This window comes from Nocardia vulneris (genome assembly GCF_001613425.1).
GTDB classification, from domain to species: Bacteria; Actinomycetota; Actinomycetes; order Mycobacteriales; family Mycobacteriaceae; genus Nocardia; species Nocardia vulneris.
This window is the reverse complement of sequence record NZ_BDCI01000052.1, coordinates 69,244-89,667: the sequence shown is the minus strand read 5'-3', so window position 1 is coordinate 89,667 and position 20,424 is coordinate 69,244. Positions and strand designations below refer to the sequence as shown.

At 70.1% G+C, this 20,424-nt stretch carries 1 protein-coding gene (only partly in view); it reads left to right on the top strand.

Annotated elements, in window-relative coordinates:
• Positions 1-322: 322 nt before the first annotated feature.
• Positions 323-20,424: the start of a non-ribosomal peptide synthase/polyketide synthase gene (locus NVU01S_RS40340; protein ID WP_043672785.1), read on the top strand. 23,749 nt of this gene lie beyond the right edge of the window; 20,102 of the gene's 43,851 nt are visible here — the first part of the coding sequence; the start codon lies at positions 323-325; its stop codon lies beyond the right edge, outside the window.

The window sequence follows — 20,424 nt, the reverse complement described above, 5'->3', positions numbered from 1 at the left end:
GGTACTCGGATCGGCCGCAACGGCGCTGCCTGTGATCATGTTCGTCGGCTATGGCGGTTGGTTGGTTCGGTGCGCGTGACGACGGTAGATTGGATCGGTGATCTGCAGCGAGATTGCCGGCGGTGCCGGTGGGTGGGTAAAGGACGCGGTCGCGCCTATGTAACAAGGTCACCCTGGCCGACAGATAGTGCCAATGAGCTTTTTTGCCTGATTGATATGAGAACTGAACCCCGAGACACGGGCGCCACGCTGGGATAGGTGTGCGTCCTGTCCGGGTGTCGTCGGGGAGCGCTTGCGTGGTGTTCCGGAAGCGAGGTTACGGTTGGACCGGCAGGATTTCGGCGGAAACGGCGAAGCTGGTGGCGAACGGGTCCAGGCTGGTTCGGCCGAGTACTTCCCGCTGTCCCCGGCGCAGCTGGGTATCTGGTATGCCCAGCACGTCGACCCGCAGGTGCCGATCAACATCGCCCAGTACGTCGATCTGCGCGGCGTGCTCGATCTGGAGGTGTTGCGCGAAGCGCTGATCATCGCCTCGACCGAGCTGGAGTCCGGCTTCCTGCGCATCGTCGAGCGTGACGGTCAGCCGTATCAGTGGGTCGACCACAGCATCCCGGACCATGACAAGGTCTATTACGTAGATCTGCGGGACGAGCAAGATCCGGCCGCCGCCGCGATGGCGTGGATGCGGGCCGAGTACAGCAGCCCGGTGAACCTCACCGAGGACCGGTTGATGCGCATCGCCGGCCTGCAGCTGGCCGACGATCACTGGTACTGGTACCTGCGCGCGCACCACATTTCGCTCGACGGCTTCGCCGCCATGACCAACGTGAACCGCATCGCCGAGGTCTACACGGCGATGGTGAACGGCGAGGAGATCAAGCCGGCCAAGGCCACCGATCTGCGCACGCTCTACGACCAGGAAATGGCCTACCGGGACAGCACCCGGTTCGTCTCGGACAAGGAGTACTGGGCCGAGAAGGTCAAGGGCCTGGAGGAGGGCACCAGCCTGGTCGGGCGTTCGGCCGAGCCCGCGGCGATCAACGGCATCGCCAGCGCGCTGCTCTCGGACGAGCAGACCGCGCTGTTCGAAGCCGCTGCGGCACGCCATGACTCGATGCCCGCGGGCCTGTTGCTGGCCGGTTTCGCCGCCTATCTCGCGCAGTGGACCGGCTCCGAGGACGTCATCCTGAGCCTGCCGGTGACCGCGCGCACCACCGCCGCAATGCGGCGTTCCGGTGGTGTGTCGTCCAACATCGTGCCGCTGCGCCTGCGGGTCGGCTATGACACCACCGTCGCCGACCTGCTGCAGCAGGTGGCCGTGACGGTGGCGGGCACGCTGCGCCATCAGCGGTACCGGCACGAGGACATTCGCCGTGATTCGGCGGGCGACGGCGTGGTGACCACGGAGTTCTTCGGTCCTTGGGTCAATATCATGCTGTTCCAGGACCAGATCCGGATGGGCTCGATGGTCGGCACCATGAGTGTGCTGTCCACCGGCAGCATCGAGGATCTCGGCGTCAACTTCTACCAGTCCGAGGCGGGCGCCCGCGCGCGGATCGACTTCGAGACCAACCCGAACCTGTACACCGAAGCCGAAGCGCGCCGCCATCATTCGCGGTTCCTCGAGTTCTTCGAGCGGTTCCTCGCCGCTGCGGCCGACACCCCGGTCTGGTCGCTGACCTCGACCACCGACGACGAGCGGCAGCTGACCCTCGTCGAGTGGAACGACGCCGAGCAGCAGGTGCCCGACACCACGCTGGCCGCGCTGCTCGACGCACAGATGCCGGTGGCGCCGGACGACATCGCACTCGATTTCGAGGGCGCCACCCTCACCTATGCCGAGTTCGACGCGCGGGTCAACCGTTTGGCGCGCTTCCTGATCGCCGACGGCGTCGGCCCGGAATCCCTTGTCGCACTGGGTATGCGCCGCTCGCTGGAGCTGGTTGTCGGCATGCACGCGGTGCTGAAGGCCGGTGGCGCGTACGTGCCGATCGATCCGGACCATCCGGCCGATCGCACCGCCTACATCCTCGACAGCGCGGCACCGGTCTGCGTGCTGACGCTGACCGCCGACGAACTCGAGTTACCGGAGTCGGTGCGGCAGGTGCCGATCGACACCCTCGATGTGTCGGCGTATTCGGCCGCGCCGATCACCGACGCGGAGCGGCTCGCCCCGCTGCGGCCCGGCAACACGGCCTACGTCATCTACACCTCGGGCTCGACCGGTCGCCCCAAGGGCGTCGCGGTGACCCATCACGCGATCGTCAATCAGCAGCTGTGGATGCTCGACGAGTACCGGCTGACCGCGGACGACGTGTACCTGCAGAAGACCGCCACCACCTTCGACGTGTCGCTGTGGGGCTACTTCCTGCCGCTGCTGGTCGGCGCGAAGCTGGTGATCGCGAGCCCGGACGGGCATCGTGACCCGCTCTACGTCGCGGACATGATCGAGCGGCACGGCGTTACCGTGACCGACTTCGTGCCGTCCATGCTCACCGTGTTCGTCGCGCACGCGACCGCGGCGCAATGTGCCACGCTGCGTGCGGTTTTCGTGATCGGCGAGGCGCTGCCGCCGGAGACCGCCGCGGGCTTCCGCGCGATCACCCCCGCCGGTCTGCACAACCTGTACGGTCCGACCGAGGCCGCGGTTTCGGTGACCTACTGGGAGGCGACCGCCGCCGACACGGTGACCGTGCCGATCGGCATCCCGGAGTGGAATGTCGCTGTCTACGTGCTGGATTCGCGGCTGCGCCCGGCCGCCATCGGGGCGCCGGGTGAGCTGTACCTGGGCGGGCGTCAGCTCGCGCGCGGGTATCGCGGCCGCCCGGACCTGACCTCGGACCGCTTCGTCGCCAACCCGTTCTCGGCCACCGGCGAGCGCATGTATCGCACCGGTGACCTGGTGCGCTGGAACGACGCGGGCACGCTGGAATACATCGGCCGCACCGACTTCCAGGTGAAGTTCCGCGGCCAGCGCATCGAGCTCGGCGAGATCGAGACGGATCTGCTCGCGCATCCCGCGGTGAGCCAGGCCGTCGTGCTGGTGCTGGACACCGTCACCGGTCAGCAGCTGGTCGCGTATGTCGTTCCCGCGCCGGGACATTCGATCGAACCGGTCGAGCTGACCCGATTCGCGGGCGAGAAGCTGCCGAGTTACATGGTGCCCGCCTCGATCATGGTGCTGGACGCCTTCCCGCTCAACACCAGCGGCAAGCTGGACCGTAAAGCGTTGCCGGAGCCGGTGTTCAGCGCCGACGCGGCCGACTTCCGGGCCCCGCGCACCCAGGCCGAGCAGATCGTCGCGGGCATCTTCGCCGACGTGCTCAGCCAGGAGCGCATCGGCATCGACGACAACTTCTTCGACCTGGGCGGCAACTCGCTGGTCGCGACCCAGGTGGTGTCGCGGATCGGCGCGGCGTTCGGCACCCAGCTCGGGGTGCGCGCCCTGTTCGAGACCCCGACCGTCGCCGGTATCGCGCTGCGCATGGAGAACGCATCCCCCGCAGAGGGGGCACGCCCGCCGCTGGTCGCGCAGCAGCTGCCCGACCGGGTGCCGCTGTCGCTGGCGCAGCAGCGGATGTGGTTCATCAACCAGTTCGACTCGACCGTGCCGGCCTACAACCTGCCGTTCGTGGTCCGGTTGCGCGGCCAGGTCGATCTGGACGCGCTGCACGCCGCGCTGACCGACGTGCTGGACCGCCAGCAGTCGCTGCGCACGATCTTCCCCGAGTCCGGCGACGGCGGCTACCAGCAGGTGCTGCCGGTCGACCAGGTCGATCTCGGCATCGCGATCGAGCCGATCGACGAAGCCGAATTGCACGGTGCGCTCACCGGATTCGCCGCCACCGGCTTCGATGTCTCGCGCGAGCTGCCGATCCGGGTGCGGGTGTACGCGGTGACCGGCGGCCGCGAGAACGGCGCCGCGGATTACGCGGTCGCGTTCGTGGTGCACCACATCGCCGCCGACGGTTTCTCCTTCGGTCCGCTCGCGCGCGATATCGCCGCCGCCTACCTGGCGCGCTCGGCCGGGCAGGCGCCGAGTTGGGCGCCGCTGCCGGTGCAGTACCAGGACTTCAGCGTCTGGCAGCGTGAGCTGCTCGGCGCCGAATCCGATCCCGGTTCCATGGCTTCGCGCGAAATCGCTTACTGGCGCCGGGCTTTGGCCGGTCTGCCGGATCAGCTCGACCTGCCGACCGACCGGCCCCGTCCGCCGGTGCAGAGCTTCAGCGGCGGCCGGGTCGGCTTCCAGATCGATGCCGAACTGCACCAGCGCCTTTCGGCGTTGGCGCGGGCGCAGGGCGTCAGCCTGTTCATGGTCATGCACGCCTCGCTGGCGGTGCTGCTGGCCCGGTTGTCGGGCACCACCGACATCGCGATCGGCACCCCGGTCGCCGGTCGCGGTGAGCAGGCGCTCGACGACCTGATCGGCATGTTCGTCAACACCCTCGTGCTGCGTTCGGAGGTCGACGGCGCCGAGCCGTTCACCGCGTTCCTCGGCCGCACGCGCGAAACCGACCTGGCCGCTTTCGCTTTCGCAGATGTCCCGTTCGAGCGCCTGGTCGAGGTGCTCAACCCGACCCGCTCGCAGGCGCGCCACCCGCTGTTCCAGGTGATGCTCTCGTTCCAGGAAATGTCGCACGCGACGCTGGAATTGCCCGGACTCTCGGTCACCGCCGACGAGCTCGAGGTCGATATCGCCAAGTTCGACCTGCAGTGGACCGTCACCGAAGAGCGTGGCGCGAACGGCGAGCCCGCGGGCATGGCGGCCGTGGTGTCCTTCGCCACCGACCTGTTCGACGCCGCGACGGTGACCGAGTTCGGCCGCCGCTACCTGCGGGTGCTCGAGGCCGCGGTTGCCGCGCCGGAGACCGCGGTGCGCGATATCGAGATCCTCGACGACGCCGAGCGCGCCACCGTGCTCACCGCGTGGAACCGGACCGCGCACGAACTGCCCGCGGCCACCGTGCTGGACCTGTTCGCGGAGCAGGTGCGGCAGCGGCCGCGCGACATCGCCGTCGTGTTCGACGGCGGCACCCGCAGCGCGGGTGAGTTCGGCCCGCAGGTCGAGCTGTCCTACGCCGAGTTCTCGGCACGCGTGAATCGGTTGGCGCGCAAGCTGATCGCCGAGGGCGTCGGCCCGGAGTCGTTGGTCGCGGTCGGCATCCGCCGTTCGGTGGACATGCTGATCGCCATCTACGCCACCATGACCGCGGGCGGCGGCTACGTGCCGATCGACCCCGATCATCCGGCCGAGCGCACCGAGTACGTGCTGGCCAACTCGGCGCCGGTGTGCGTGCTGACCACTCTGTCCGACGACGTGCGCGCCGCGGACTGCCCGGTGCTCGCGCTGGACACCTTGGATCTGAGCGAATTCAGCGACGCGCCGATCACCGACGCGGAACGCCGTGCGCCGCTGCGCCCGACGAATGCCGCGTACGTGCTCTACACCTCCGGTTCCACCGGCCGGCCCAAGGGTGTGGCGGTCAGCCACGCCAGCGTGCTCAACCAGATCGCCTGGATCACCGGCGAATACCGCATCGGCCCCGGCGATGTGATCCTGCAGAAGACCCCGGTCACCTTCGACGTGTCGGTGTGGGAGTTGTTCGGCACGCTCGCCGTCGGCGCCCGGATGCTCATCGCCGCGCCGGACGGCCACCGCGATCCGATGTACCTCTCCGAGATCATCGGCCGCCACCAGGTGAGCATGACCTCGTTCGTGCCGTCGATGCTCTCGGTGTTCGCCGGGGCCGCCTCGACCGCCGAATGTGCTTCGCTGCGTGCGGTTCTCGTCGCCGGTGAAGCCCTGCCCCCGGCCACGGTCACCGCGTTCCGGCAGTTCTCCACCGCCGTGATGCACAACCTGTACGGTCCCACCGAGTTCACCGTGCACGCCACCGCCTGGCATCTCAACGAGGTCGCCCCGGCCGCGGTGCCGATCGGCCGCCCGGTGTGGAACGCCCAGACCTACGTGCTCGACGACGGCCTGGCGCCGGTGCCCGTCGGCGTGCCCGGCGAGCTGTACCTCGGCGGTGCGCAGGTGGCGCGCGGCTACCACGGCCGCCCCGACCTGAGCGCGGAACGCTTCGTCGCGGACCCCTTCGGTCCGCCCGGTGCGCGCCTCTACCGCACCGGTGACCTGGTTCGCTGGGTCGAGCCGCGGGATCCGGAGGTCGGCGGCGCCGGTGTGCTGGAGTACATCGGCCGCACCGACTTCCAGGTGAAGTTCCGCGGGCAGCGCATCGAACTCGGCGAGATCGAGGCCGCGCTGCTCGACCATCCGGCCGTCGGTCAGGCGGTCGTGCTCGTGCTGGACACCGTCGCGGGCGATCAGCTGGTCGCCTATGTGGTGACGCCCGCGGGCCCGGTCGATATCGACAACATCAAGAACGCGCTGCATCGCACGCTGCCCGCCTACATGGTGCCGTCGGCGATCGTGGTGCTGGATGCGTTGCCGCTCAACCCTTCCGGCAAGCTGGATCGCAAGGCGCTGCCCGCCCCGGTCTTCGAGGTGCGCGAATTCCGTGCGCCGACCACGCCGATCGAAGAGATCGTCGCGCAGATCTTCGGCGAGGTGCTCGGCATCAACCGGGTCGGCGTCGACGACGACTTCTTCGAGCTGGGCGGCAACTCGCTGATCGCGACCCAGGTCGCGTCCCGGCTCGGTATCGCGCTCGACACCAGGGTGCCGGTGCGCATGCTGTTCGAGGCGTCCACCGTCGCCGCGCTCGCGGCCCGGGTGGAGTCGCACGCCGGTGACGGCGCGCGCAAGGCGCTGGTGGCCCGGGTGCGGCCGGAGGAGGTGCCGCTGTCGCTGGCACAGCAGCGGATGTGGTTCCTCAACCGGTTCGACACCGAGTCGGCGGTCAACAACATCCCGGTCGCCATCCGGCTCTCCGGTGATCTCGATGTGGCCGCGCTGCAGGTCGCGGTCATCGACGTGATCGATCGGCACGAGTCGCTGCGCACCGTGTTCCCGGAGACGAAGACCGGGCCGGTGCAGGTGGTGCTGGACGCGGCGCAGATCGTGCCCGACCTGACCCCGGTGCCGGTCACCGAGCACAACCTGATCGACCACCTGGTCGAGCTGGCCTCTATGGCCTTCGACGTGACCAACGAAGTGCCGTTGCACGCAAGGCTTTTCGAGATCAGCGAGTCCGAGTACGTGCTCGGCATGGTGGTGCATCACATCTCCGCCGACGGCTGGTCGATGGGGCCGCTGGCCCGCGATGTCATGGTGGCCTACGCGGCGCGCACCTCGTGGGAGGCCCCGGCCTGGTCGGCGTTGCCCGTGCAGTACGCGGACTACGCGCTGTGGCAGCGCGAGGTGCTCGGTTCCGAGGACGACCCGAGTTCGTTGATCGCCAACCAGATTCGGTACTGGACGCGTGAACTCGCGGATCTGCCGGACGAATTGGTGTTGCCCTCGGATCGGCCGCGCCCGGCGGCCGCCTCCTATCGCGGTGGCACCTACCCGTTCGTGATCTCCGGCGAGACCCAGCGTGCGCTGGTCGATCTGGGGCGCAGGCACAACGCCTCGCTGTTCATGGTCATGCACAGCGCGCTGGCCGTGCTGCTGGCCCGGGCCAGTGGTACCGGCGACATCGCCATCGGCACCCCGGTGGCGGGCCGCGGCGAGGCCGCGCTGGACGACCTGATCGGCATGTTCGTCAACACGCTCGTGCTGCGCACCCAGGTGAACGGCGCGGCAAGCTTCGCGGATCTGCTCGCGCACGCCCGCGAGACCGATCTGCATGCCTTCGCGCATGCCGACGTGCCGTTCGAGCGGCTGGTCGAGGTGCTCAACCCGGCGCGTTCGCAGGCCCGGCACCCGCTGTTCCAGGTGATGCTGACCTTCCAGAACACCCGGCAGGCCAGCCTGGAGCTGCCCGGTCTCTCGGTCAACGGCATCGACTACGACGCCCGCCTCGCCAAGTTCGACCTGCAGCTCACCCTGCAGGAGACCACGAACGAGCTCGGTGAAGCGGCCGGTATGTCGGCCGAGTTCTCCTATGCCCTCGACCTTTTCGACGAGGCGACGGTCGCCGCGTTCGCCCGGCGCCTGGACCGCGTGCTCGCCGCCGTCACCGCGGACCCGCACGTCGCGATCGGCGATATCGACCTGCTCGCGCCCGAGGAACACGCGCAGGTGCTGGTCGACTGGAACGACACCGCCCAGCCGGTGCCCGCCGAGACGCTGGTCTCGCTGTTCGACGCGCAGGCGGCGGCGACGCCGGACGCGGTGGCCCTGGTCTTCGATGAACAACGGCTCACCTATCGCGAATTGCAGGTGCGGGCCAACCGGATCGCGCGCCAGCTGATCAAGGCCGGTGTCGGACCGGAATCGCTTGTCGCACTGTCTATCCGGCGTTCCAACGAACTGGTCGTCGCGATGTACGCGGTGCTGCAGACGGGTGCGGCGTACGTGCCGCTGGACCCGGATCAGCCTGCCGACCGGATCAATCACATCGTGGACACCGCGCGGCCGCGGATGATCCTGTACCGCTCGGCCGACGGCTTCGGCATCGACCTGCAGCGCGAGGTCCCGGTCATCGCGATCGAGGGCATCGAGGGTGTGCCCGGTATGGCCGCGTCGAGCGGCGCGCCGATCACCGACGCGGAACGCACCAGGGCGCTGCGGCCGCAGAACACCGCCTATGTGATCTTCACCTCGGGGTCGACCGGTCGTCCGAAGGGTGTGGCGGTCAGTCATGCCGCGATCGTCAACCGGCTGCTGTGGATGCAGCACGAGTACCCGATCGGCCCCGACGACGCGGTGCTGCAGAAGACGCCCGCCACCTTCGACGTCTCGGTCTGGGAGTTCTTCTGGCCGTTGCAGACCGGCGCGCGCCTGGTCGTCGCGAAGCCGGACGGCCACCGCGACCCGGTGTATCTCGCGCAGATCATCGCCGAGCAGGGCATCAGCACGGCGCACTTCGTGCCGTCGATGCTGTCGGTGTTCGTGTCCACCCTCGGCAACGAGAGCGGCGACGCGGACGGCTACCCCTCGTCACGGCTGCGGCAGGTGTTCGCCTCCGGTGAGGCGCTGCCCGCGCCGACCGCGGCGCGGCTGCGCGAGCTGACCGGCGCGCGTCTGCACAACCTCTACGGCCCCACCGAGGCCGCTGTCGACGTCACGTATCACGAAGTGACGCAGGCGGATACGGTCTCGGTCCCGATCGGGCGCCCGGTGTGGAACACCCGGGTGTTCGTGCTCGACGCCCGGTTGCATCCGGTCGCACCGGGTGTCGCGGGTGAGCTCTATCTCGCGGGCGATCAGCTCGCGGTGGGCTACCTCGGGCGTCCGGACCTGACCTCGGATCGGTTCGTGGCCAATCCGTACGGCACCGCGGGCGCGCGCATGTACCGCACCGGCGACCTGGTCACCTGGACCGCCGACGGCGAGCTGGAATACCTGGGCCGCACCGACTTCCAGGTGAAACTGCGCGGTCTGCGCATCGAGCTCGGCGATATCGAGGCCGCGCTGCTGGCCCAGCCCGGCGTGGCGCAGTCGGTCGTGGTGGTGCGCGCCGACGCGCACGCGGGCGATCAGCTGGTGGGTTACGTTGTCGCCGCAGCGGATACGGTGCTCGACACCGATGCGATCAAGGTGGCGCTGGGCGGGCTGCTGCCCGGCTACATGGTGCCTGCCGCGATCGTGGTGCTCGATACGTTCCCCGTGAACGCCAGCGGCAAGCTCGATCGCAAGCTGCTGCCCGCTCCGGTGTTCGAGGCCAAGCAGTTCCGCGCACCCGCCACCCCGATCGAGGAGATCGTGGCGGAGGTCTTCGCCGAGCTGCTCGGCGTGCCGCGGGTCGGCGTGGACGACGATTTCTTCGAACTCGGCGGCAACTCGCTGGTCGCCACCCAGGTGGTCGCACGGCTGAGCGCGGCGCTGGACACCGAGGTCGGGGTGCGCGCGCTGTTCGAGGCGCCGACCGTGGCCGCGCTGGCCGCGCGGGTCGAATCGCGTGCGGGCAGCGGTGCCCGGCAGGCGCTGACGGCGCAGGTCCGGCCCGAGTTCCCGCCGCTGTCGCTGGCCCAGCAGCGGATGTGGTTCCTCAACCGCTTCGACGCGGACTCGGCGGCCAACAACATCCCGGCCGCGGTGCGCCTGGAGGGCGCGCTGGATCTGGACGCGTTGCGCGGTGCGATCGCCGATGTGGTCGCGCGGCACGAATCGCTGCGCACCATCTACCCGTCCCAGGACGGCGTCGCCTGCCAGCGGGTGCTGCCCGCGACCCGGGCGATCCCGGACCTCGAGGTGTTCCCGGTCGCCGAGGGCCAATTGCTCGGCGCCATGTACGAATTCGTCGAGCGCGGCTTCGACGTGACCGCCGAGCCGCCGGTGCGGCTGCGGGCCTACCAGCTCGCCTCCGGTACCCAGGACCGCGGCGAGCAGGGCGCCAACACGGCGGACTACGTGCTCGTCGTCGTGGTGCATCACATTGCCGCGGACGGTTTCTCGATGCGGCCACTGGTCCGCGACCTGATGACCGCCTACGTGGCGCGCACCTCGGCCTCGGAGCCGGGCTGGCCGCCGCTCGCGGTCCAGTACGTGGATTTCGCGCTGTGGCAACGGGAAACACTCGGTTCCGAGGACGACCCGACCTCGCTGATCTCCGAACAGCTCGACTACTGGCGCGGCGCGCTGGCCGGACTGCCCGACGAACTGCGGCTGGCCGGACGACCGCGTCCCGCGGTCGCGTCGTATCAGGCCGGGACACACCGCTTCCGGGTGCCCGGCGCCCTGATCGACGAGCTGAACCGGGTCGCGCACGAGCACGGCACCACGCTGTTCATGGTGGTGCACAGCGCATTCGCGGCGCTGCTGGCCCGTCTGTCCGGTTCCGACGACATCGCCATCGGCATCCCGGTGGCCGGTCGTGGCGAGCAGGCGCTCGACGACCTGGTCGGCATGTTCGTCAACACCCTGGTGCTGCGTGCCCAGGTGGACACCGACGCGCCCTTCGCCGACCTGCTCGCGCAGGTGCGCGAACGCGACCTGCAGGCGTTCGCGCATGCCGACGTGCCGTTCGAGCGCCTGGTCGAGGTGCTCAACCCGGCCCGTTCGCAGGCCCGGCATCCGCTGTTCCAGGTGATGCTCTCGTTCCAGAATCTGGGGCGCGCGTCGCTGGAGCTGCCCGGCCTGACCGTGTCCGAACTGGGCATCGACCAGCCGACCGCGAAGTTCGACCTGCAGCTGACGCTGAGCGAGGTCCAGGGCGGCGAGGCGGCGATGGACGCCGAACTCCTCTACGCCACCGACCTTTTCGACGGCGCGTTCGCGAACACCTTCGCCGAGCGCTTCCTGCGGGTGCTCGGCGGTGTCGCGGCCGAACCGACCGCGGCGGTGGGCGATGTCGAGCTGCTCGACGGCGCCGAGCGCGCGCTGGTGGTCGAGCAGTGGAACGACACCGAATTCCCGGTGGACGCGGCGCTGACCTCGCCGGTCGGCGACGCCGCCGCGACGCTGGTCTCGCTGTTCGAAGCCCAGGTCGCGCGGGCGCCGGAAGCAGACGCGGTCACCTTCGAGGGGACAGGTCTGTCCTACGCCGAGTTCGCTGCCCGGGTGCACCGCCTGGCGCGCTGGCTCAAGCAGAATGGCGTCGGCCCGGAATCGTATGTGGCCCTTGGCATGCGCCGGTCCATCGATCTCGTCGTCGGTATGTACGCGGTGAACGCGGCGGGCGGTGCGTACGTGCCGCTCGATCCGGATCACCCGGCCGAGCGCACCGACTACATCCTGGAGACGGCGCGCCCGGTGTGCGTGCTGACCTCCGGCACCGACCTGGCGACCTCGGCGTCCCGGCAGGTGCGCATCGATCAGCTGGACCTGTCCGAGTTCTCGGATGCGCCGCTGACCGACGCGGACCGGCACAAGCCACTGCGCCCGGCCAACACCGCCTATGTGATCTTCACGTCGGGTTCGACCGGCCGGCCCAAGGGCGTCGCGGTCTCGCACGCGGCCATCGTCAACCGCCTGGTCTGGATGCACGCCGAATACGGCCTCGCCGCCTACGACGTGGTGTTGCAGAAGACGCCCGCCACCTTCGACGTGTCGGTGTGGGAGTTCTTCTGGCCCTTGCAAGTTGGTGCGCGGCTGGTGGTCGCCAAGCCGGACGGCCATCGCGATCCCGCCTACCTGGCCCGCCTGATCATCGAGGAGCGGGTCACCACGGTGCACTTCGTGCCGTCGATGCTCGCGGTGTTCGTCGCCGAGGAGCGGGCGGCCGAATGTGTCAGCCTGCGTAACGTTTTCGCCTCCGGTGAGGCGTTGCCCGCGGTGACCGCACAGCGGCTGCGCGCGCTCACCGGCGCCCGGCTGCACAACCTGTACGGTCCGACCGAGGCCGCGGTCGACGTCACCTTCCACGAGGTGACCGAGGCCGACACCAGCTCGGTGCCGATCGGTGCGCCGGTGTTCAACACCCAGGTGTACGTGCTGGATTCGCGCCTGCGGCCGGTGCCGGTCGGGGTGCCCGGCGAGCTGTACCTGGCCGGCGCGCAGCTGGCGCACGGCTATGTGGCCCGCCCGGACCTGACCACCGAGCGGTTCATCGCGAATCCGTTCGGCACCGCCGAGCGCATGTACCGCACCGGTGACCTGGTCTCCTGGACCGCGGACGGTGAGCTGGAGTACTTGGGCCGCACCGACTTCCAGGTGAAGCTGCGTGGTCTGCGGATCGAGCTCGGCGAGATCGAGAACGCGCTCACCGCGCTGGAATCGGTCGCGCAGGCGGTGGTGCTGGTGCGCGCCGACGAGCGCACCGGTGACCAGCTGGTCGCCTACTTGGTCGCCGACCCGGACCGCGCGGTCGACGTGGACGAGATCAAGGGCGCGCTCGGTCAGCAGTTGCCCGCGTACATGGTGCCGACGGCCTACGTGGAACTCGACGAGTTCCCGCTGAACCCGTCGGGCAAGCTGGATCGCAAGGCGCTGCCCGAACCGACGTTCGCGGCCATGGTGTTCCGCGCCCCGGCGACGCCGGTGCAGGAGATCGTGGCCACGACCTTCGCCGAGGTGCTCGGCGTGGAGCGGGTCGGCCTGGACGACGACTTCTTCGCCCTCGGCGGCAACTCGCTGGTCGCCACCCAGGTGGCGGCGCGCCTGGGCGAAGCGCTGGACACCCAGATCCCGGTGCGCGTGCTGTTCGAGGCGTCCACCGTGGTCGCGCTGGCCGCGCGCGTGGAATCGGCTGCCGGACAGGGCGGCCGGGCGCCGCTGGTGCCGCAGGAGCGCTCCGGGCTGGTGCCGCTGTCGCTGGCCCAGCAGCGGATGTGGTTCCTCAACCGGTTCGACAACCGCACCGCGGTCAACAACATCCCGGTGGCCATCCGGCTCACCGGCGAGCTCGACCTGGACGCGCTCAACGCCGCCATCGGCGACGTGCTGGCCAGGCACGAGGCGCTGCGCACCGTGTATCCGGAGCTGGAAGGCACCGGCTACCAGCAGATCCTGCCGGTCTCCGAGGTGTCGTTCACGGTGACGCCGGAACCGGTGACCGCGGACGAATTGCCCGCGCGCATCGTCGAATTGGCGAGCGTGCACTTCGACGTGACCCGCGAGATCTCGTTCCGCGCGAGCCTGCTCGGCGTGGACGAGCGCAATCACGTCGTGGTGCTGGTCATGCACCACATCAGCGCCGACGGTTTCTCGCTGCGGCCGCTGCTGCGCGACGTGGTGCTCGCCTACAGCGAGCGCACCCGCGGTGAAACGCCCGCCTGGGCGCCGCTGGAGGTGCAGTACGCCGACTACGCGCTGTGGCAGCGCGGCGTGCTCGGCGCGGAGAGCGATCCGGAATCGGTCGCGGCCGAGCAGATCGCCTACTGGGTCGAGCAGCTGCGTGATCTGCCCGATCAGCTGGAGCTGCCCGCCGACCGCCCGCGTCCGGAGATCGCCTCCAACGCCGGTGGCACACATAGCTTCTCGGTCGATGCCGAGCTGCACACCGCCCTGGCCGAGCTGGCCCGCAAGCGCGGCGTCACGCTGTTCATGGTGGTGCACGCCGCGCTCGCCGCGTGGGCGGGCCGGCTGTCCAACAGCTCCGATATCGCGATCGGCACGCCGATCGCCGGCCGCGGCGAGCGCGCGCTCGACGACCTGGTCGGCATGTTCGTCAACACCCTGGTGCTGCGCAGTGCGGTCGATCCGGCCGCGCCGTTCAGCGAGCTGCTCGAGCAGGTGCGCCGCACCGACCTGGCCGCGTTCGCCAACGCCGACGTGCCGTTCGAGCGGTTGGTCGACGTGATCAGCCCCGCTCGTTCGCAGGCGCATCATCCGCTGTTCCAGGTGGCGCTGACCTTCGAGGCCGCCTCGGCGGCCGAGATGGGCACCGTGGCACTGCCGGGCCTCGATCTCGACGTGGTCGAATTCGACCCGGGCACCGCGAAGTTCGATGTGCAGCTGACCGTCGGCGAGGCCGCCGACGGCGCGTTGGCGATGTCCTGGAACTACGCCACAGAACTGTTCGATCCCGAGACGGTGGCCGCGTTCGCCGACCGGCTGGTGCGGGTGCTGCACGCGGTGGCCGACGATCCCGAGATCGCCGTCGGCGATATCGACCTGCTCGGCGAGGCCGAGCGCCTCGACGTGTCGCAGCGCTGGGTGTCCTCCGGCACCGACGGCGGTCTGTTCACCGCGCCGGGGACCACCCTGGTCACGGTGTTCGACGCGGCGGTCGCCGCGCACCCGAACCGCACCGCGGCCCGCTTCGGGGTCGAGACGCTGACCTACGCCGAGCTGGACCGGCGCGCGAATGTGCTGGCGCGCAGGCTGATCGCGGACGGCGCCGGGCCCGAGTCGCTGGTCGCGGTGATCCTGCCGCGTTCGCTCGATCTGGTCGTCGCGCTGGTCGCGGTGGTCAAGACCGGTGCCGGTTACGTGCCGGTCGACCCGACCTACCCGGCCGAGCGCATCGCCTACGTGCTCGAGGATTCGCAGCCGACGAGCGTGATCCTGGATTCCACGGTGCCGGTGACGGTGCCCGCGCACCTGCCGAGCGTGGTGCTCGACGGCTTCGCGGTGGAGACCGGCAACGTCGAGGACGCCGACGACGCGCCGATCACCGACGCCGATCGCAACGCCGCGCTCTCGCCCGACCACGTCGCCTACGTCATCTACACCTCGGGTTCGACCGGACGGCCGAAGGGTGTCGCGGTCGCGCATCGAAATGTGGTGCGGCTGTTCGCCAATACCGATCGTGACTTCGGCTTCGGCCCCGACGACGTGTGGACGCTGTTCCACTCCTACGCCTTCGACTTCTCGGTGTGGGAACTGTGGGGTCCGCTGCTGTTCGGCGGCACCCTCGTGGTGGTCGACTACTACACCTCGCGTTCGCCCGAGCAGTTCCTGGAACTGCTGCGCGCGGAACGGGTCACGGTGCTCAACCAGACGCCGTCGGCGTTCTACCAACTGGCCGAGGCGGATCGCAACGCCGCACCCGACGCCGCGCCGCTCGCCCTGCGCTACGTGGTGTTCGGTGGCGAAGCGCTGGAACTGCGCAGGCTCGCCGACTGGGTGGCGCGCCACGGCGCGGGACCCGACGGGCGCTCGGTCAGTTCACCCGCCGACGGGCCGCTGCTGGTCAACATGTACGGCATCACCGAGACCACGGTGCACGTGTCCTACCGCGCGCTGGACGCCGCGACCATCGCGGCCGCCTCCGGCAGCGTGGTCGGCCGCGCCATCGCGGGACTGCGGGTCTACGTGCTCGACAACCGGCTGCGGCCGGTCCCGGTCGGTGTCGCGGGTGAAATGTATGTGGCGGGACCGCAATTGGCCCGTGGCTACCTCGGCCGTCCCGATCTGACCGCGACCCGGTTCGTGGCGAACCCGCTGGCCGGCGCCGACGCGGCGGGCTCGCGCCTGTACCGCTCCGGTGACCTCGCGCGCTGGAACCGCTTCGGCGAGCTCGAGTACCTGGGCCGCGCCGACGATCAGGTGAAGGTCCGCGGCTTCCGCATCGAACTCGGCGAGATCGAGTCCGCCATCCTGGCCCAGCCGGGCATCGCGCAGGCGGCGGTCATCGTGCGCGAGGACCAGCCGGGCGATCAGCGGATCGTGGCCTACGTGGTCGCCGAGCCCGACGCGGTGCCGCAGCTGGACCGGGTGCGCGACGGCGCCGCCGAGCGGCTGCCGTCCTACATGGTGCCCTCGGCGATGGTCCGGCTCGAGTGGATTCCGTTGACGGTCAACGGAAAGCTCGACCGCCGGGCGTTGCCCGCACCCGCGGTGCAGGCGCGCGCCTTCCGCGCGCCCGTCACCCCGGTGCAGGAGGCCGTGGCCGCGGTCTTCGCCGAGGTGCTCGACCTGCCCCGGGTCGGTGTCGACGACGACTTCTTCGACCTCGGCGGCAACTCGCTCATCGCCACCAGGGTGGTCTCCCGGATCGGCGCCGCGCTCGGTACCACCGTGGCGGTGCGCGCGCTGTTCGAGGCGCCCACCGTGGAAGCCCTTGCGGCGCGGGTGGAATCGCACGCCGACGGCGCCGCGCGCGCCCGTCTGGTGGCCCGGCCCCGCTCCGCCGACGAGCTGGTGCCGCTGTCCTACGCACAGCAGCGCATGTGGTTCCTGAACAAGTACGACACCGCCTCGGCGGCCTACAACCTGCCGGTCGCCATCCGGTTGACCGGCGCGCTGGACGTGGCCGCGCTGCGGCTCGCGGTGGCCGACGTGGTGCGCAGGCACGAATCGCTGCGCACCCGCTATCCCGAGCACGGCGGCACCCCCGTCCAGGTGATCGTGCCCGCCGAGGAGATCGCGCTCGACCTGCACCCGGTGCCGGTGGATCCGGCCGAGCTGGCCGCCGTGGTGACCGACTTCGTCACCACCGGATTCGATGTGGCCGAACAGGTTCCGCTGCGCACCCGGCTGTACCGGGCCGGTGCGGACGAGCATGTGCTTGTCGTCGTGGTGCATCACATCGCGGCGGACGGCTTTTCGATCGGCCCGCTGACCCGCGACGTGATGGTCGCCTACTCCGCGCGCACCCAGGACAGCGCGCCGGGCTGGGCGCCGCTGGCGGTGCAGTACGCCGACTTCGCGGTCTGGCAGCGCGAGGTGCTCGGCGGCGAGGACGATCCGGAATCGCTGATGTCGCGTCAGGTGGCGCACTGGCAGCGCGCGCTCGACGGCGTACCGGACGAGCTGACCCTGCCCGCCGATCGTCCGCGTCCGGCGATCGCCTCGCTGCGCGGCGCGACGCTGCACCGCGAGCTGCCCGCCGAGCTGGTCGGTGCGCTGGAAGACATTGCGCGCCAACGGGGTGCGTCGCTGTTCATGGTGATGCACAGCGCGCTGGCGGTGCTGCTGTCGCGCCTGTCCGGCACCGACGACATCGCCGTCGGCACCCCGATCGCCGGTCGTGGCGAGCAGGCCCTCGACGACCTGGTCGGCATGTTCGTCAACACCCTGGTGTTGCGCACCGGTGTGGACGCCACCGCCTCGTTCAGCGAGCTGGTGGACCAGGTGCGGCGCACCGACCTGGACGCGTACGGCAACGCCGACGTGCCGTTCGAGCGCTTGGTCGAGTTGCTCGCGCCGCAACGTTCGCAGGCCCGTAATCCGCTGTTCCAGGTGATGCTCGCGTTCCAGAACCTGGACCGCACTTCGCTGGAGCTGCCGGGCCTTTCGGTCTCCGCGCTCGATCTCGAGGAGAGCGTGGCGCGGTTCGACCTGCAGTTCACCCTCTCCGAGATCGGTGAATCCGGTTCGGCGGGTATGGCTTTGGCGCTCACCTACGCCACCGACCTGTTCGACGAGTCGACCGCGGCCGATATCGCCCAGCGCTGGCAGCGGGTGCTCGAGGTCATCGCCGCCGATCCGGCGGTCACGGTCGGCGCGATCGACGTGCTCGATCCGGCCGAACGGTCCGGTCTGACCGCCCGTTTCGGCGCGGCCGCCACCCCGGCGCGCACGCTGCCCGACCTGATCGCCGAAGCGGCCGCTATTGATCCGGCCGCACCCGCGGTCGTGTTCCAGGGGCGCAGTGTGTCCTACGGCGAGCTGGACGAACGCTCGAACCGCCTGGCGCGCTTGCTGATCGAGCGCGGACTCGGCACCGAGGACCTGGTCGCCGTCGCGGTGCCGCGCTCGGACGACTCCTACTTCGCCGAATGGGCCGTGGCCAAGTCCGGCGCCGCGTTCGTGCCGATCGACCCGACCTACCCGGCGGATCGCATCGCGCACATGGTCACCGATTCGGGTTCCCCGGTGGGCCTGACCGTCACGTCGGTGCGCGCGGACCTGCCGGATTCGGTCGAATGGCTGGTGCTCGACGAACTGGACCTGTCCGGTGTCGACGCGGCCGCGATCACCGACGCCGACCGGGTGCGCCCGATCAGCCCGGCGCATCCGGCCTATGTCATCTACACCTCCGGCTCCACCGGCGTGCCGAAGGGCGTCGTGGTCACCCACGCCGGCCTGGCCAACTTCCGGGACGAGCAGAACGCCCGCTACGCGGTCGATTCCGATACCCGCGCACTGCATTTCGCGTCGCCGAGCTTCGACGCCTCGATCCTCGAGTTCCTGCTCGCGATCGGCCGCGGCGGTGCGCTGGTGGTCTGCCCGCCGGGTGTGTACGGCGGCGAGGAGCTGTCCGAGCTGATCCGCGCCGAGCGGGTCACGCACGCGTTCATCACCCCGTCGGTGCTCGCCTCGCTCGACCCGGCGGCGCTGGCCGGCATGCGGGTGATCGTGGCGGGTGGCGAAGCGGTCCCGGCCGACCTGGTCACCAAGTGGGGCGGCGCGGCCGACGGTTCCGGACGTCGGTTCCACAACGGTTACGGTCCGACCGAGACCACGATCATGACCAACATCAGCGACGCGCTGACCCCGGGCGACCGGGTCACCATCGGTGGCCCGACCCGCGGCATGCAGTCGCTGATCCTGGACGCCCAGCTCCGGCCCGTTCCGGTGGGTGTCGCAGGTGAGCTCTATCTGTCGGGCATCCAGCTCGCCCGCGGCTACCACGCGCGGGCCGGGCTGTCGGCGGAGCGTTTCGTGGCCAACCCGTACGTCGACGGCGCGCGGATGTACCGCACCGGTGACGTGGTGCGCTGGACGCGCACCGGCGAGGTCGAATATGTCGGCCGGTCCGACTTCCAGGTCAAGGTGCGCGGCTTCCGCATCGAGCTCGGCGAGATCGACGCGGCGCTGGCCGCGCACGAGTCGGTCGACTTCGCGGTCACCCTCGGGCACAAGAGCGCCGCCGGAGCGACCTCGCTGGTGTCGTATGTCGTTGCGGCACCGGGGCGTTCGATCGATGTCGCGGCGTTGACCGCCCATGTCGAGGATCGCCTGCCCGCCTACATGGTGCCGTCGTCGATCATGGTGATCGATCGGGTGCCGCTCACCCCGGTCGGCAAGCTCGACCGAAAGGCCTTGCCGGAACCGGTGTTCGCGACCGAGGTCGTGTTCCGTGCGCCGCGCACGCCGGTCGAGCAGACCATCGCCGAGGTGTTCGCCGAGGTGCTCGGCGTGGAGCGGGTCGGCGTCGACGATTCGTTCTTCGCGCTCGGCGGCGACAGCATCGTCTCCATCCAGCTGGTCTCGCGGGCCAAGGCCCGCGGCGTGGTGTTCAGCCCGCGCCACGTGTTCGAGCAGCGCACCGTGGCCGGACTGGCCGGGGTCGCCGAGACGGCCGACGCCGCGGCCGCGGCGGCCGTCGTGCTCGCCGAGCTGCCCGGCGGCGGGGTCGGCACCATGCCGCTGACCCCGGTCGTGCGCTTCATGGCGGAGCGGCGCGGCTCGTTCGGCCGGTTCAACCAGACGCTCGCGCTGGAGCTGCCGGTCGGCATCGATCGCGCGGGCATCGCGGCCACCGTCGGCGCGGTCATCGACCGCCACGACATGCTGCGCGCGAGCCTGCGCCGCGACGGCGCGGACTGGATCGTCGAAACCGCCGCGCCCGGCACGGTCGACGTGGACGCGCTGATCGACCACACCACCTTCGACGCGGACATCGATGACGCCGCGCTGCTCGATATCGCCTCGGCGGCCCTGGATGCCTCGCTGGACCGGCTGGATCCGGCCGCGGGCGTGGTCATCCGGTTCGTGTGGCTGGAGCCGACGAGTGGCGAACGAGCCGGACGACTGATCGTCGTCGGCCATCACCTCGTCGTCGACGGTGTCTCCTGGCGCATCCTGGTGCCGGACTTCGTCGCGGCCTGGGGCCAGCGCACCGCGGGGCAGACGCCCGAACTGGTCGCGCCCGCCACCTCCATGCGGGCCTGGGCGCACGCGCTCGAACGCGAAGCCCGCAACCCGCAGCGGGTCGCCGAACTCGAGCACTGGCGCTCGGTGGTCGACGCCGCCGATCCGCTGCTCACCGAACGGCCGATGGACCCGGCGATCGACACCTCCGGTGTCATCGAAAAGGTTCAGGTCGAGGTGTCCGCGGAGGTCACCAAGGCCCTGCTGACCAA